The sequence below is a fragment of the Gordonibacter pamelaeae genome (genome assembly GCF_003340385.1).
In the GTDB taxonomy this organism is placed as follows: domain Bacteria; phylum Actinomycetota; class Coriobacteriia; order Coriobacteriales; family Eggerthellaceae; genus Gordonibacter; species Gordonibacter pamelaeae.
Genome location: NZ_PPTS01000004.1, coordinates 14,882 through 31,160, shown reverse-complemented (window position 1 = coordinate 31,160; position 16,279 = coordinate 14,882). Strand labels below are relative to the sequence as shown.

Sequence of the window (16,279 nt, the reverse complement as noted above, 5' to 3'; positions counted from 1 at the left end):
TAATGAGCGTGCCTCGAGGGCGCCGCCGCCGAAAAACCGCGTTGTTCTCCGGTGGCTGAAACGTTCGATGCCGTAAGGTGAAAGGGCAAATGATCAGGCTTTTAACCTGATCTTGCCGCTGGTATATAAGTTTCGCGCAGGTAGGGGGACCGCTATGGATACTTCGTATTCTTGCGAGGATGTCTGCGAGGCGCCCGCCAAGCCCATCGGGGAGAACGGCGGGGATTTCGAGGCCGTGCTCGTGGACGGCTGTCTTGGCTTCGGCGTGGGCGTGGGCAACGCCGCGCTGATCCTCGTTGCGGCGCTGTGCGCATCACCTGGCCTCGTACACGGCAGCGTCGTCGCCGTGTCCATGGCGCTCGTTGCAGCCGTGGCCCTCCGCGCGGGCCAGCTTGCCTGCGATGCACTGCAGTCCGGGGCGGGGAGGCGCGCGACCCTCGCCGTCCAGACGATCGCCTCGCTCGCGGCCATGGGCGCGCTCGGTTTCGGGCTCCCGCTTGCCGCGGCCTCGCTCGCCGGGGTCGGGGTCGTGGCGACGGCCTTCTTGTACGGGCGCTTCCTCGAGCGGTTGGCACGGCGGGCGCTCATGCTCGTGTTCGACCTTGCGTTCATGTACGTGGGCGTCATGTTGCTGGTGCTCTCGCAGATGGGTTTCTGGTACGCCTATGCCATGCTGTTCGTGGCCGTGGCGCTCTGCGCCGCCCTCTCGCTCCTGTTCTCCCGCAAGCCCTACCGCTACAGCGATTTGGTGGGCGCGGAGGACTCCAAACGGCGCAGCATCAAGGTGAAGGGCAACAACCACACGCTGCTCATGCTGGGGTTCATGCTCGGCGGCTCGCTGCTCGCGTTCTTCCTCGGCTATCCCCCCGATGTCGCCCTCGTGGCGCTTGGCGCCTCGGTTGGGCTCGCGGGCATCTTCTCGCTGCTCTTGGAGCAGACCGACGAGCGCACCTACAAGGAGGCGCTGAAGAAGAGCCCTGCGTTCGCGGCTGCCCTGCTGCTGCTTCCGCTGCCCGCCGTTCCCAGCGAGGTGCAGCTCGGGCTCGTCTGCCTCTACACCTGTTTCGTCAGCCTCAACGTCATCGTCCTCTTGAATGCGGTGGTGGAGACGTCGCGCTTCGACATGATCTCGCCGGTATGGCTGTTCGGGCAGGAGGGCTCGGTGTTCTTCGCGGGCATCTTCGCCGGGGGCGTCCTCTTCTCAGTTGGCGGCCTGGCGTCGGAAGGCAGCCCCTCGGCGCTGTACGCCACCTGCGTGGCGGCAGCCGTGGTGTGCGCCTGGATGCAGATACGCGTGAACTACCAGATATACCCGTTCGAGCCGGTCATCGAGACAGGGCTCGACGACGAGACGCGCGCGCACCTCGAGTACGAGGGCCAGCGTAAGACGCTGTGGCAGCAGAAGAGGGCGATCGCCTGCGAGCGCTACGGACTTTCCCCGCGCGAGCGGGAGATACTGCAGATCTTGCTCAAGGGACGTGACGCCAAGTACATCACGGACACGTTCTACATCTCGCAGTCCACCGCCAAGACGCACATCTACAACATCTACCGCAAGTTCGGCATCCACTCGCGCCAAGAGCTGCTCGACTTCATCGAGGATATCGAGGTGCCTGTCGACGAGGAGGCCTCGGGCGGTCTGTCCGAGCAGGTCTCCGCCTCAAGCGCGTTGTGACGTTGGTGCGAGGCCTCGTACGGGCGGCATGAGACCGCGTAGTGCCGCCTCATTACCCGCGGCGAGCGTCTTTTCCTCATTTGCGGCCAATTCACAGGCGACCTTCCTGCGCGGAATAATCGCGCTGTGCTCCGGGCTCTGCGGCCCTGGCGGCGATCTTGTTTATGGGGGAGCCATAAACGAAGGGGAGACATGGCGGTCATTCTCGAAGGAGGGCTCTTATGGCAGTAAAAACCAAGAGTACGGACTCAAGTTACGGCTGGGTCGTGCTGGCCGTGACGTTTTTGGCCGGCTTCACCGCCCCGGCCAACATGGCCAAGGTGACCGCGCTCGCGCCGGTCGTCATGCAGACGTTCGGGTTCGGTCCCGACACCTTGGGATGGGTAATCGCCCTGTTCTACGTGCTCGGCTTCGTCATGGCGTTCCCCACGGCGGGTCTCATCAACAAGCTGGGCATACGCAACGTCGTGCTCATAGCCATCGGCTGCGCCGCAGTAGGTTCGGTGATGGGTGCGCTCACCGAAAACGTGACCGTGTTCATGGTCAGCCGGTTCCTCGAGGGCGCCGGCATGGGCGTCATGGGCGTGGCGGGCGCCTCGGCCATCGCCCCATGGTTCGCCCCCGAGAAACGCGGCTTCCCGCTGGGCATCTGGGCCATGTGGGTGGCGCTTGCCATGTGCATCTGCCCGGTGCTCTACGGGTACGTGGTGGACACGCTCGCCCTGCCCTGGCAGACCGTGTGGTGGGGCACGTTCGTGTTCGACATCGTGGTGGGCATCGTGTTCGTCGTCTTCTACCGCGAGCCGGAAAGGCCTTATCAGACCGAGGAGGACCAGGTAGCCGGCAAGGCCGACTTCAAGCGCGCCCTCAAGAACCCGATGCTCTGGGCGCTCGGTATGATCTTCTTCTTCGACGAGGCTGCGTTCATGGCCATCAACGGCTTCTTGACCACGTACCTGACCGAGCAGCTGGCGACGACGCTGGTGTGGGCCACGGGCATCGCCTCGGCGTTCGGCGTGGCGGGCGCTATCTGCGCGCCGCTGTGCGGCAAGATCTCCGACTGGCTGAAGACGCGCAAGTGGGTGCTGCTGTTCGCTCTCATCGGCGGCGTGGCCTACACCGCCGTGGTGTTCACCTGCCAGGTGCCTGAGCTGTACTGGGGCATCATGATCCTCGCCGGCATCGCGGGCGGCTTCGTGCCCTCGATCATCTGGGCGGCCACGCCCGACACGGTAGACCCCGACGACGTCCCCGTGGCGAACGGGCTCGTGGCCACCACGCAGAACCTCGGCATGTTCGTGGGCGCCATGTTCATGGGCAACGCCGTTGCGGCGTTCGGATGGGCGACGGCATCGTATGCCGTGCTCGTGCCATGCTACCTCATCTGCATCGTCATCTTCTTCATCGGCCTGCGCAAGCTGCGCTAGCCGCATCGAGGCGCTGCACGGCGGAAACGGTCCCTTTCGAGGGACCGTTTCTTTTTCAGCGATCTGATCAGGTAAGACGTTGTCGCCATACCGTCATTCGGACGTGGAGTACGAGGGGTTTCCCGCCGTATCGGCGTTTTTCGCAATTCGCGTACGATTCCCAGCCGGGTGTTTGCGGCCTAGATTGCAGTCAGTGCCATGTTCCCCATCGCAGGGGCCATGCAGGCAGCGTTGCCGCGAGCCGGATCGTGCGGGGGCGCGCTGTGCCGAGCGGGGCGTCGCGCCCGTCGGCGCTCGAGACAAGGAAAGGAGCATCATCGAAGCCTTGACGGCATGCCCGGCTGCGGCTCGGCCGGGGCTCCCCCTGCCGGAAGGCGCGCGTGGCCGCTTCGCGCCGCGCCCGGCCCGTAGGCCGGAGCGTCGGCCGACGGCCGACATGCAAAGACGAGAAGAGGAGAGGGCATGAAGATTTTCAAAGGCCAGGGAACGTCCGACCTCGGCAAGCCGTGGCGCTACGAGGAGGACGGCCTCACCGTCATACGCGGCTGTGCCTGGTCGCCACCGGGCTGCCATCCTACCGGCTGCGGCATCAAAACCTACGTGAACGATGCGGGCGAGCTGGTGAAGGTGGAAGGCGACGAGAACCATCCGATCACGAACGGACGCCTGTGCGTACGGTGCCTGACGATCCCCGACTACGTGTACAACCCCGACCGCATGCGCTACCCGATGAAGCGCGCCCGCGAGGACCGCGGCAAGGACAAATGGGAGCGCATCTCGTGGGACGAGGCATTCGACCTGATTGCGGAGAAGGTTGCTTACTACAAGGAGACCTATGGCGCCGAGTCCATCCTGCTCATGGGCGGCACTGGCCGCGAGGGCGGCCCCATGCTGCCGGCATACGCTCATTCGGCGCTCGGCACGCCGAACGCATGCTACACGCAATCGGGCTACTCGTGCTACATTCCGCGCGTGGCCGGCACCACCTACGTGCTGGGCGCGACCTACCCCGAGATGGACTACGCCGGCGGACTGCCCGGCCGCTACGACGATCCGGCGTTCACGTTGCCGGAGCTCATCGTGTTCTGGGGCAAGGAGCCGCTGCCGTCCAACGGCGACGGCCTGTTCGGCCATGCGGCCATTGACATGATGCGCCGCGGCGCGAAGCTCATGAGCATCGATCCGCGTGTGAACTGGGTGGCCACGCGCGCCGATTGGCACCTGCGCCTACGTCCCGGCACCGATGCCGCGCTCGGCATGGCCATGCTGAACGTCATCATCTCCGAGGACCTCTACGACCACGACTTCGTGGACAAGTGGTGCTACGGCTTCGACCAGCTGGCCGAGCGCGTGCGGGACATGCCGGTGGAGAAGGCCGCCGGGATCTGCGGCATCGATGCCGACCTCATCCGCGAGGCGGCGCGCGTGTACGCCACGTCGAAGCCCGCGCAGATCGCCTGGGGCCTGGCCATCGACCAGAAGTCCAACGGCGTGCAGGCCGGCCACTGCGTGTTGGCGCTCGAGGCTATCACCGGCAACATCGACGTGCCGGGCGGGCAGCTCATCGGCGATGTGAACGACGGGCTGGAGCTCGGCTTCGGCTGGAACAACCTGGGCCCGGAGCTGCAGGGCAAGATCATGGGCATCAAGGAGTACCCGGCCTACGTGGGGCTCGTGCTGAACGCCCAATGCGACATGGTGCTCGATGCGCTGGAGACAGGCGAGCCGTACGCGTTCAAGATGGGCGGCTTCGAGGACACGAACTTCCTCGCCGGCACCTGCGCCGCGCAGCCCAAGCGCTGGCACGACGCCATGGTGAAGAACCTGGAGTGGTGCTTCGGCATCGACGTGTGGATGACGCCCACCATCCAGGCGTGCTGCGAGCTGTTCCTTCCGCTTTCGACCACGGTCGAGCACGACACCGTGGTGTACACGCACTACGGCGCGTCGCCCATCATGGCCGGTGCCGTGAACAAGTCGATCACGGTGGGCGAGGGCAAGGGCGACTGCGAGATCATGTACGAGATCGGCAAGCGCTGCATGCCCGAGAACTACGAGCGCTTCGAAGACTACTACGACTTCCTCGAGTACTACCGCCTGAACAACAAGCAGACGTTCGCGGAGCTGCGCGAGGAAGTGGTGCACCAGAAAGTGGAGACGCTGTCCTACCGCAAGTACGAGTCGGGCAAGCTGCGCCCCGACGGCAAGCCGGGCTTCAACACGCCGACGGGCCGCGTGGAGCTGTACTCGACGATGTTCCGCCAGTTCGGCGAGGACCCGCTGCCCTATTACGAGGAGCCCCAGCTAAGTCCCGTGTCCACGCCCGAGCTCGCCGAGCAATTCCCGCTCGTGCTGACCACCGGTGCGCGCACGTACTGCTACTTCCACTCCGAGGGCAAGCAGATTCCCTACCTGCGCGAGATGAACCCGGATCCCCTCATCGAGATCAACCCCGACGACGCCCTGCGCTTCGGCGTGGCCGACGGTCAGTGGGTCGAGGTGGAGAACCCCTTCGGGAAGTGCGTGCTCAAGGCCAAGGTTTCGCAGATCGTGAAGCCCGGCGTGGTGCATGCCCAGCATGGCTTCTGGTTCCCCGAGAAGGACGGCGAGGAGCCGAGCCTCTACGAGGTGTGGCGCTCTAACATCAACGAGCTCGTGCCGCACAAGTACATTGGCAAGCTGGGTTTCGGCTCGCCGTTCAAGTGCCTGCTGTGCAGCGTGAAGCCGGCAGAGAGGAACTACGACACCGACCTGCAAGAGGTGTGGGATCGATTCGGAAAGTTGGTGAAATAGATGGGCGCCTACGGTTTGCTGATCGACTACGAGTTCTGCACGGGATGCCAGTCGTGCGAGGTTGCCTGCAAGGAAGAGCACCGCATCCCCGTGGGGCAGTGGGGCATCCACCTGCTCGACGACGGCCCGTGGGAGTGCTCGGACGGGAAGTTCAACTGGAACAAGATCCCCGTTCCCACCCGCCTGTGCGACCTGTGCGCCGAACGCACGGCCAAGGGCAAGCAGCCCAGCTGCGTGCACCACTGCCTGGCCGGCGTCATGCAGTACGGGCCGGTGGAGGAGTTGGCGCGGGAGCTTGCGGAGAAGCCCAACCAGGTGCTGTTCGCCCCGAAGCCCTACCGGTACTAGGGCTTGCGCGCGGCCTGCGGAAGGCGGCGGGGCACGGCTTGGGCCGTCCCCCGTCCCGCAGGCCGGCAAAGGCAGCAAGGCAAACGAGAAGGAGAGTGAGATGCGGGAAGAAGACTACAAGGCCGCCGAAGCGGTGAGGCTCGAAACGCTCGCGGACGTGAACGACCTGGGCAAGCCCTGGCGCTACGAGGAAGACGGGCTCACCGTGACGCGCACCTGCCCGTGGTCGCCCCCCGGGTGCCATCCCGTGGGATGCGGCCTCAAGCTTTATGTGAACGACGAGGGCCGCTTGGTCAAGGTCGAGGGAGACGAGAACCATCCGGTCACGCAGGGACGTTTGTGCCCGCGGTGCATCGCGCTGAAGGACTACGTGTACAATCCGGCGCGCATCCTCGTGCCGCTCAAGCGCGACCGCGCCGACCGCGGCAAGGCCGATGCCTGGGAAGAGTGCTCGTGGGACGAGGCCTTCGGCATCGTGAAGGAGAACTACGAGCGCATCTGCGCCGAGTACGGTCCCGAATCCATCATCGGCATGTCGGGCACCGGTCGCGAGGGCGGCACGATGTCGCTGTACCCCACCATGGTGTTCGGCACCCCGAACTACTGCTACATGCAGTCGGGCTACGCCTGCTACACCCCGCGCTTGGCAGCGGCGGCCTACATCACGGGAACGACGTACGCCGAATGGGATTATTCCGGCGCGCTGCCCGGGCGCTGGGACGACGAGCGCTACGAGCTAACGGAATGCCTGGTCATATGGGGCAAGGCGCCGCTCGAGTCGAACCCCGACGGCTTCTTCGGCCATGCGGTGGTCGACGCCATGCGTCGCGGCATGCGCATCATCCAGATCGACCCGCGCGTGAACTGGCTGTCCGCCCGCGCCGACATCCTCCTGCAGCTGCGCAGCGGCACCGACACCGCGCTCGCCATGGCCATGCTGGACATCATCATCGAGGAGGACCTCTACGACCACGACTTCGTAGAGTACTGGTGCTACGGCTTCGACCAGCTGGCCGAGCGCGTGCGCACGATGCCGCCCGAGAAGGCCGCCGAGATCTGCCAGGTGCCGGTGGAGAAGATCTACGCCGCCGCCCGCATGTACGCCACGGCCAAGCCGGCCGCCATCCTATGGGGCCTTGCCGTCGATCAGAAGACCGACGGCATGCAGAACAGCCAGTGCATCATCTCGTTGCAGGCCATCACCGGCAACCTGGACCGCCCCGGCGGCCAGCTGCTGCCCGGTTCGGATGCGGGCCACAACGAGCTGGGCTTCGGGTACAAGGAGTGCATACCCGACGAGCTGTTCCAGAAGATGATCGGCATGGCCGAGTACCCGGCCTACTGCAACATGATCTTGAACTCGCAGGTTGACCGCATGCTCGAGACGCTCGAGACCGACGAGCCGTATCCTATCCGCATGGGCTTCTACATGGGCGACAACGCGCTGACGAACTGCTCCATGGAGCCGAAGCGCTGGCGCGCCGCGCTGCTGCGGTCGCTGGAGTTCTGCATCGGCATCGACACGTTCATGAACGCGTCGATCCAGGCGACCTGCGACCTGTTCCTGCCTATCGCCACGGTGGCCGAGCGCGAGGGCACGGTGTTCACGCACTATGCGCCCTGCACGGTCACGGCCGGGTTCATGCACAAGGCCATCGACTGCGGCAACCTGCCCTCCGACATGGAACTGGCGTACCGTCTGGGCAAGTACCTGCATCCCGAGCGCTTCGAGAAGTGGGCGAACGAGCACGAGCTGGTGGAGGCGTTCCGCTTGGGCGTCGAAGAGCACGGGGAGTACTTCGACCGCGTATCGCAGTGCGTGGTGGCGCAGGTGCCCATCGACTACTACAAGTACGAGAAGGGGTTGCTGCGTCCCGACGGCCAGCCCGGCTTCGCCACACCCACCGGGCGCGTGGAGCTGTGGTCGACCGCGTACAACCAGTTCGGCGAGGACCCGCTGCCGTTCTACATCGAACCGGAGTTCAGCCCGGTGAGTAAGCCCGAGCTGGCCGAGGAGTACCCGCTCGTCCTGACGACGGGTGCCCGCACCACGGCCTTCTTCCATTCCGAGCATCGCCAGATCCCCTATCTGCGCGAGTTGAACCCCGACCCCATCATGGAGATCAACCCGGTGACAGCCCAGCGCTACGGCGTGAGCGACGGGCAATGGGTGCGCATGTGGAACATGTTCGGCGAGTGCTTCATGAAGGCGCGGGTGTCCGAGATCGTCGACGAGAAGACCGTGCACGCGCAGCATGGCTGGTGGTTCCCCGAAGAGGACGGCAGCGAGCCCAACCTGTACGGCAACTTCCGCTGCAACATCAACAACCTGCTTCCCAACGGGCATATGGGCAAGCTGGGATTCGGCGCGCCCAACAAGTGCCTGATATGCAACATCGAGCCCGTCTCTGAGAGCTACGACACCGATATGGCCGTCGTCTGGGAAAAATTCGGAAAGCTGGTGTGATATGGCAACGTACGGACTTCTGATCGACTACGAGTACTGCACGAACTGCGGCTCGTGCCAAGTGTCGTGCAAAGAGGAGCACGGCTACCCGGTGGGAAAGACCGGCATCGCGGTCCATGCGGACGGGCCGTGGGCCATTGACGAGGACAACTGGAACTTCAACTACTTCCCGCTGCCCACCGATCTGTGCGACCTGTGCGCCGACCGCACGGAGCGAGGCCGCGAGCCGATCTGCGTGCACCACTGCCTGGCTAATGTTATGTGCTACGGCGAGGTGGAGGAGCTGGCGAAACGGTTGGCCGACAAGCCCAAGCAGCTGCTGATCGTGCCGCAGTACCTCCCGCGTGAGGCGCGCGGGGAGTTCGTGCACGTGGACAAGGGCGATGCGCACCAGGCGGCGCATGTGGAGGTGAAGGCCACCGGCGTGGCCGCGTTCGGCGCACACCGCCACGATGCCAAGGTGGGCGAGATAGACGAGTCGGATGTGATCGAGGATATCTTGTAGGTCAGGGCGAAGCATCCCCGCCGCCGGCCCGGGTTCCTCCGGGCCGGCGGCCACGGGCTGGGCTGTGCCGGCCCTTGCTGCATGAGGAGGGGGTGCTGACGGGGCAACGCATGAGAAAGGCGGGATACCATGGAGGATACTGATCGTTTGGGCAGGACGGCTTACATCCGCTACCGGGGCGGCGTGCGAGGGGATCGCCCTTGCGACGACCGATCCGACGGGGAGCCGCTCGCCGTGCGCATCGGCGGGCACCGGGTTCCGAAGGGGGTCGAGCGGGCATTGCTCATGCTGGAAGTGGGCGAGAGCTGCACGCTCGTGATTCCTCCGGAGGAGGGCTACGGTGCGGCGGATCCGAAGCTCGTGCAATGGTACCCGCGCTCGGTGCTCGACCATGGTTACGACCTAAAGGAGGGCTCGATGGTCATGTGGCAAAGCGCCGACGGCCTTGCGGCCAAGCCGGCCTCGATCGTCGATGCGACCGAGGACGCCGTGAAGATCGACCTCAACCATCCATACGCGGGCAAAACGCTTGAATACTGGGTCGAGCTCGTGGGTTTGGAATAGGCGGCGCTCCATGTGCTACCCCTGTACGATGTGCGGCCGCTGCGGCAAGTTCGACCCGGACAGCCCGCTCTACACTCCGCCCCCGACCATACCCTGCCTTGCCTGCGGCGGCGACGTCGACCCCGCCACCGGCATCTGCCGCGACTGCGGCGCCTCCGCCTTCGCCCCGGTGGGAACCAAGGCGGAGGCTGACTCCGAAGGTCGGAACTGAAAGCCCCCCAACGCAAGCGGGCCGCAGGTTGAACCTGCGGCCCGCTCTGGTTTCGGCGGTTGCGGCGTCCAGGGGAGGCGCCGGGGCCCGCGAAACGTTGGGGGATGGAAGGGGTGTCTCACGCCTCCCCGGTGCCCGTCGCCCTACTGCGCGTCGCTGCCGGACTTCGCGGCGCCCATCGCGTACTTGCCGCAGCGTGCCATGAACACGACGGCGCACACCAGTCCGACGGCGCCCACGATGCCCAGCGGCACGGCCACCATGGCCCAGCTGCCCGTGGACTCCACGATGGCGCCGGCGATGGGGGCGGCGGGGATGCCGCCGAAGTTCGAGCCGATGGGCAGTGCGGCCATGACCAGCGCCACGCCGGCCGGGGTCTTCGCGGCCCACTGCGCGTTCGAGAACAGCGCGGGCGGCACGATGTTCGTGAACAGGCCCACGAGCACGGCCACCACGATGATCGCCGCCTGGCCGGTGAACACGAACTGGATCACGCCGGCCACGGTGCAGAGCACCATGGTGCCCACGAGCACGAGCGGCTGGTTCCTCACCTTCGTGAGCACCACGCCGATGATGAGCGAGCCCACGATGCCGGTGACGGTGGTGATGGACGACACGGAGTTCGCAGCGGCCATGTCCATGCCCACGAGCGGCGTCTGCAGGTAGGTGGGCGCCATGGCCGACCATACCGAGAAGATGAACGCGAAGCAGGCGAACACGATCACGAGCAGCCACGAGTTCAGGGACGTGAGGCCGGCCCACGGCTTGACGTCGCCGCCGGCGGCCACCATCTGCATCTCCTCGGCATGGTCGACGCGGATGCCGAACACGGTGAGCACGAGGCCAACCACCACGATGGCCAGGCACACCCACCACACGCCCTGCCAGCTGCCGGTGGCGCCCAAGATGAACGCATAGGAGTTCAGCATGATGAGCGATCCGGCCGCCGTCCAGCAGGCCCAGATGGAGTTCGGCAGGCCGCGCTTGGCGGGATCCTTGAACAAGAGCGCGATGAGCGTGGGGCCGGCCGTGGCCAGAAAGCCGTTGCCCAAGCCGCCGATGAAGCGCGATGCGATGAACACCTCGACGTTCGGGGCGAGCACGCCCACGAGCGAGTCGAGCGCCATGCACACCAGCGCGGCGATGAGCATGCCCTTCGGCCCGATCTTCGTCTGGATGGCGCCGGTTGCGAACGCGATGACGGTGCCGGCCACGGAGCACGCCGACATGAACCAGCCCGCCTCGCCCAGGCCGCACTGGAAGTACTCCATGAGGCTGCCCATGGCGGGCGGCACCTTGAAGAACCCGATGGCGAAGATGGCCCCCATGACGAAGATGAGGATGAAGTTCACCCAGGCGTTGCCGGTCTTGCTTTTCTCTCCCATGTTCCTCTCCTTGCTGGTCGATTCCCCGTGCGGCCGCTTGCGGCCGCACCCTGCGCTAGCTCGCGCCTCCCCGGCTGGCCGGGGCGCCCGCAGGCTAGTTCTGCCCCGGCGCCTTCCCGGGCGCGGCGGGCGGCTTGGGAGCCCCCGGCGCCGCCGGCGCCCCGGGAGCACCGGGCGCTCCCGGGGCGGCCGCTCCCGGGGCGCCCGGGGCCGACGGTCCCGCGGGCAGCGCTGCGCCGCAGTCAGGGCAGGCGGACAGGCTCGGCTCGCACGAGCGTCCGCACTCCGGGCATTTCTTGTTCAGTTCGACGGCCGTTGGTCTGAAGCACATGGTCTCTCAACCTCTTTCCCGATTGGTTCCGACAGGTCGGCGGCGCGTCGGCGCATGGCCGCGCGCGGCATTCGCTGCGAGCGGATGCCTCTCCCATCAGGCATGACGCGTTTCACGTCCACAGCGTCCGACGGGTCCGCCACGCTTTGCAGTATAGAAAACGCCCCGAGCGGCGGCCTATAGAGGATGTTCCAAAAGTTCGCCCGAGTTTTTGGAACTTCCTCCGTTTCGCGGCCGCAGGCCTGCTCCCTAGAATGGCGGTATTCGACGAGCGGTCGGTTCCACCCGGCGTTCGGAGACCCAAAGGACGAGGGAAGAGAGGAATAGGTATGGAGTACAACAACGAGTACAACCTTGACCTGTACCCGAAGAAGCTGCACTGGAAGGAGGGCGACCTCACTGCCACGCGCACGACCATGTGGTCGGGCCCGGGCTGCCACGAGGGATGCCAGGTGATCTTCTACACGGACGACGACGGCAAGCTCGTGAAGGTTGAGGGCGATCCGAACAGCCCGTTCAACCAGGGGCGCCTCTGCATGCGCTGCCTGGAGCTGCCCGAGCTCGTGAACCACGAGGAGCGCCTGCGCTACCCCATGAAGCGCGCCGGGAAGCGCGGCGAGGACAAGTGGGAGCGCGTGAGCTGGGACAAGGCCTACGATATCATCGAGGAAAAGGTCCGCGCGTTCCAGGAGAAGGACGGCCCCGAGTCCATCATCTCCATGATCGGCACCGGCCGCAACGTCTCGCAGGTCATCGCGCACAACCAGTACGCGAACTTCGGCGGCCCCGACCTCACGCTCTGCTTCCTGTCGGGCGACTCGTGCATGCTGCCGCGCACGGCGCTCTGCTACGTGGTCATGGGCAACCAGTGGGTGGCCGACATGAGCCAGTTCCGCCCCGACCGCTACGAGAACGACCCCGAGTGGCAGATCCCCGAGTGCATCGTCATCTGGGGCACGAACCCGGTCGTGTGCAACTCCGACGCCTTCCTCGGCCACTGGATCGTGGAGGCCATGAAGCGCGGCAGCGAGCTCGTGACCATCGACCCGCAGCTCACGTGGATCGCCTCCAAGTCCAAGTACTGGCTGCGCCTGCGCCCCGGCACCGACGCGGCGCTCGCCCTCGGCATGATGAACGTCATCATCGGCGAGGACCTCGTGGACCACGACTTCATCGACAAGTGGACCTACGGCTTTGAGGCGCTTGCCGAGCGCGTGAAGGACTATCCGGTTGAGAAGGTGGCCGAGATCTGCTGGGTCGAGCCCGAGCTCATCGTGGAGGCCGCGCGCTTCTACGCGAAGGCCCACCCCTCCACCATCCAGTGGGGCCTCGCCGTGGACATGTCGAAGATCGGCACCCCTACGGCCCACGCCATCGCCTGCTTGGCCGGCATCACGGGCAACATCGACAACCCCGGCGGCAACATCCTCATCGACCAGGCCTGCGGCCTGGAGTTCGGCTACAACTCCGGCATCGAGTACCTCAAAGAGGGCATGGTGGAGAAGCGCCTGGGCAACTCCAAGTACAACCTGAAGAAGTACGGCTTCACGGCGTCCTCCCAGTCCGACGCCATCCTCGAGGCGTGCGAGACCGGCCTTGACGAGAAGGGCGACCCGCGCCCGGTGAACATGCTGTGGATCCAGTCCTCCAACCCCATCACGAACATGGGCCAGGACGCGCCGCGCATCTACCGCGCCATGGAGAAGGTACCGTTCATCTGCGTGGTCGACCTGTTCAAGACGCCGTTCATCGTGGCCTGCGCCGACCTCGTGCTGCCCTGCGCCATGTCCAACGAGCGCGACTGCATCCGCGTGTGGTTCGACCCGGTCCGCTCGCTCACGAAGTGCTCGAGCTTCTACGAGGCGAAGGAAGACGAGCAGATCATGATCGACCTGGGGCACCGTTTGGCACCCGAGAGCTGGCCCGAGTGGGTCAAGGAGCCGCGCGACTACATGAACTGGCGCCTCCAGGTGGGCAACTGCGGCTTCACCATGGAGGAGCTGGAGAACGACCATGCCGGCATGATCTACAACGACTTCCGCTACTACAAGTACGAGAAGGGCCTGCTGCGTCCCGACGGCCAGCCCGGCTTCATGACCCCTACGGGCCGCTACGAGTTCTACATCAGCCTGTTCGACAGCTGGGGCGTGGACGCGCTGCCGTTCTACGAGGAGCCTCCCACCTCGCCGGTCTCCACGCCGGAGCTGGCCGAGGAGTACCCGCTCGTGCTCACCACGGGCAAGCGCTCCTTCGAGTTCTTCCACTCCGAGTGGCGCCAGGCGAACACGACGAGCCGCGAGCTGCACCCGGTGCCCTACTTCGACATCCATCCCGACACGGCGGCGAAATACGGCGTGGCCGAGGGCCAGTGGACCTGGATCGAGAACCAGATGGGCAAGTGCCGCCAGGTGGCGCGCTTCAACGACACGCTCGATCCCCGCGTCATCTCCACCGAGCACGGCTGGTGGTTCCCCGAGCAGGAGGCGGCCGAGCCGAGCCTGTTCGGCGTGTTCGACTGCAACCCGAACAACCTCATTCCCATGTGCGAGAACGGCCCGTCCGGCTACGGCGCGCCCATCAAGTGCGGCATGGCGAAGGTGTACCCCTGCACGCCGGACAACATGAGGCCCGAGGACCAGCCCACCTACCAGGTGACGGCCACGAACGGCTACACGCACGGCCCCTCGCACAAGAGCGACGAGCCTAGCTTCTACGACCAGAACAAGTAAGGGGGAGACATCATGGCACAAACCGGCGAATACGGCCTTCTGATCGACTACCAGTACTGCTCGGGCTGCCACGCCTGCGAGGTGGCCTGCAAGAAGGAGCATGACCTGCCCAAGGGCGACTTCGGCATCAAGATCGTGCAGGACGGCCCGCGCCAGTGCTCCGACGGCGTGTGGGAGTACGACTACCTGCCCGTGCCCACGCACCTGTGCGACCTGTGCGCCGTGCGCGTGGAGGCCGGCAAGCTTCCCACCTGCGTGCACCACTGCCAGGCCGGCGTCATGGTCTACGGCACGCTGGAGGAGCTCGCCGCCAAGGCTAAGGCGGCCGCGAAGGACAAGATGGTGATCTTCGCGAAGTAGTTCTCAACCGCGCCCTTGGCTTCGTGGCCGGGGGCGCGGGCACCGTGCAAATCGGATCTTCGGCTGGCCCTGCGAGGCCGGCTGGAGCCGTTTGCGCGGATATCAGGGGATTTTTCAACAAGGAGGTTCTTATGCAAGAGAAACTCTATCCGTGGCGGTGGGCTATCCTGATAGGCATGACGGTGCTGCTCGTGAGCCTGCAGTTCTCGTTCATCGTGCCGGGCGGCGCGGCGATACTGGTGATGCAGCACTACCAGTGCGAGCCCATGATGTTCTCCATGATCATGTCCATCCCGTACTTCTCAGGGGTGCTGTTCTGCATGGCCGGCGGCGTGCTGGCCGACCGCATGGGCCTGGGAAAGGTGTTCGCGGCGGCGTTCGTCGTGTCGCTTCTGGGCGCGCTCGCGCGCTGCTTCTCGGCCGACTACTGGACGCTCTTCGCCTCGAGCTTCTTCATGGGCATGGGCGTGGCGGCGCTCAACGCGAACTCCGCGAAGCTCCTGCGCCTGTGGTTTCCCGGCACGGCGAACTCGTTCGCCATGGGCGTGTACACGGCCGGCATGTCGGCGGGCGCGGCGCTGGCCATCTGGTACGGCTCGCGCGTGGCCGCCATCCAGGACGCGTGGTGGTTCAGCTTCGGCCTCATGGCGGTGGGCGTGGTGGCGTGGTTCGCGGTGTACCGCAAGCATCCCGACGGCGAGCACCGCTCCGTCGAGCCGGTGGGCACCTACCTGCGCGTGGTGGCGAGGAACTGGCACGTGTGGGCCGTGGCCATCGTGGCGCTCCTCGTGTTCGGCATGACGAACGTGAACGGCTCCTACATGGTGGCCGCCGTTACTGCGCTCATGGGCGACCCGAGCCTCACGGCGGTGGCGGGCGACCTGTCCACGCTGAACACGGTCATCGCCTGCGTGGCGTCCATGGCGCTGCCGGTGGTGTTCGCGAAGCTGTTCAAGAACATGCGGGCGCCGTTCATCGCGTGCCTCGCGGGCACGGCCGTGTGCTTCGCGCTCGTGTTCTTCCTGCCGTACGGGCCTATCACCTGGGTGCTCTTCTGCATCCAGCCCGTGCTCATGGCCTCGGTCATGCCGTTCACGAAGATGCTGCCCACGCTGCTTCCCAGCGTGAGGCCCGAGCATTACGGCGTGGTGGGCGGCATCCAGGCCACGTTCCAGAACTTCGGCATGTTCCTCATCGCGTCCTATGTGATCTCGCCCCTCGCCATCGCGGCGACGGGGGCGGTGGACGGCGTGCCGTACTACCAGGGCGTCTACGTGGCCACGGCCGTGCTCTGCCTCGTGGCCGCGGCATCGCTCTTCCTGTTCCCGAACGTGCGCAGCTCCGTGGCGCGCAAGATAGCCGACGAGCAGGCCGCTGCTCCTGCCGAGCGGGCGGAGTAAGAGGGTCCGACGGGGCCGGGCGCCACAGCGCCCGGCCTCCGCCGCCCCTTCCGGGCAAGGGGCCTGGACAGGATTCCGGCGGGA

At 65.8% G+C, this 16,279-nt stretch carries 12 protein-coding genes; 11 read left to right on the top strand and 1 reads right to left on the bottom strand.

What is annotated here, in order from left to right:
• Nucleotides 1–154 precede the first annotated feature (154 nt).
• From C1877_RS07300 to C1877_RS07265, 8 genes are all read left to right on the top strand, one after another.
• Complete coding sequence (locus C1877_RS07300; RefSeq protein WP_015540503.1) at nucleotides 155–1,675, top strand: LuxR C-terminal-related transcriptional regulator; 1,521 nt, start codon at nucleotides 155–157, stop codon at nucleotides 1,673–1,675.
• Nucleotides 1,676–1,896: 221 nt separating this feature from the next.
• Nucleotides 1,897–3,102 carry an MFS transporter gene (locus tag C1877_RS07295; protein WP_041239814.1) on the top strand — a complete coding sequence of 402 codons (1,206 nt, stop codon included), beginning with the start codon at nucleotides 1,897–1,899 and terminating at the stop codon, nucleotides 3,100–3,102.
• A 462-nt stretch (nucleotides 3,103–3,564) separates the two neighbouring features.
• Nucleotides 3,565–5,895 carry a molybdopterin-dependent oxidoreductase gene (locus tag C1877_RS07290; protein ID WP_114568829.1) on the top strand — a complete coding sequence of 777 codons (2,331 nt, stop codon included), beginning with the start codon at nucleotides 3,565–3,567 and terminating at the stop codon, nucleotides 5,893–5,895.
• Nucleotides 5,896–6,243, top strand: a complete 348-nt coding sequence (locus C1877_RS07285) for a 4Fe-4S dicluster domain-containing protein (RefSeq protein WP_015540505.1) — start codon at nucleotides 5,896–5,898, stop codon at nucleotides 6,241–6,243. It begins immediately after the preceding gene.
• Between the two features lie 100 nt (nucleotides 6,244–6,343).
• On the top strand, nucleotides 6,344–8,710 hold the full coding sequence (locus tag C1877_RS07280; RefSeq protein WP_015540506.1) for a molybdopterin-dependent oxidoreductase: 2,367 nt from the start codon (nucleotides 6,344–6,346) through the stop codon (nucleotides 8,708–8,710).
• 1 nt (nucleotide 8,711) lies between these two features.
• Nucleotides 8,712–9,215, top strand: coding sequence for an oxidoreductase (locus C1877_RS15955; RefSeq protein ID WP_096226986.1), 504 nt, complete (start codon nucleotides 8,712–8,714; stop codon nucleotides 9,213–9,215).
• A 129-nt stretch (nucleotides 9,216–9,344) separates the two neighbouring features.
• On the top strand, nucleotides 9,345–9,779 hold the full coding sequence (locus C1877_RS07270) for an FKBP-type peptidyl-prolyl cis-trans isomerase (RefSeq protein ID WP_041239815.1): 435 nt from the start codon (nucleotides 9,345–9,347) through the stop codon (nucleotides 9,777–9,779).
• Between the two features lie 10 nt (nucleotides 9,780–9,789).
• Entirely contained in the window at nucleotides 9,790–9,990 is a 201-nt protein-coding gene (locus tag C1877_RS07265) for a hypothetical protein (protein WP_041239816.1), read from the top strand.
• A gap of 143 nt (nucleotides 9,991–10,133) precedes the next feature.
• Here C1877_RS07265 and C1877_RS07260 read toward each other — a convergent pair whose 3' ends face one another.
• A complete protein-coding gene (locus C1877_RS07260) occupies nucleotides 10,134–11,375 on the bottom strand; it encodes an MFS transporter (protein ID WP_114568828.1) in 1,242 nt (413 codons plus the stop codon).
• A gap of 660 nt (nucleotides 11,376–12,035) precedes the next feature.
• On the opposite strand from C1877_RS07260, the gene C1877_RS07250 reads away from it, so the two are divergent.
• The 3 genes from C1877_RS07250 to C1877_RS07240 all read left to right on the top strand — a co-directional run bounded on the left by C1877_RS07250 (nucleotide 12,036) and on the right by C1877_RS07240 (nucleotide 16,195).
• Nucleotides 12,036–14,435, top strand: a complete 2,400-nt coding sequence (locus C1877_RS07250; RefSeq protein WP_114568826.1) for a molybdopterin-dependent oxidoreductase — start codon at nucleotides 12,036–12,038, stop codon at nucleotides 14,433–14,435.
• A gap of 12 nt (nucleotides 14,436–14,447) precedes the next feature.
• On the top strand, nucleotides 14,448–14,795 hold the full coding sequence (locus C1877_RS07245; protein ID WP_015540524.1) for a 4Fe-4S dicluster domain-containing protein: 348 nt from the start codon (nucleotides 14,448–14,450) through the stop codon (nucleotides 14,793–14,795).
• A 131-nt stretch (nucleotides 14,796–14,926) separates the two neighbouring features.
• Nucleotides 14,927–16,195: an MFS transporter gene (locus tag C1877_RS07240; RefSeq protein WP_114568825.1), complete on the top strand. Its 1,269-nt coding sequence runs from the start codon at nucleotides 14,927–14,929 to the stop codon at nucleotides 16,193–16,195.
• Nucleotides 16,196–16,279 lie beyond the last annotated feature (84 nt).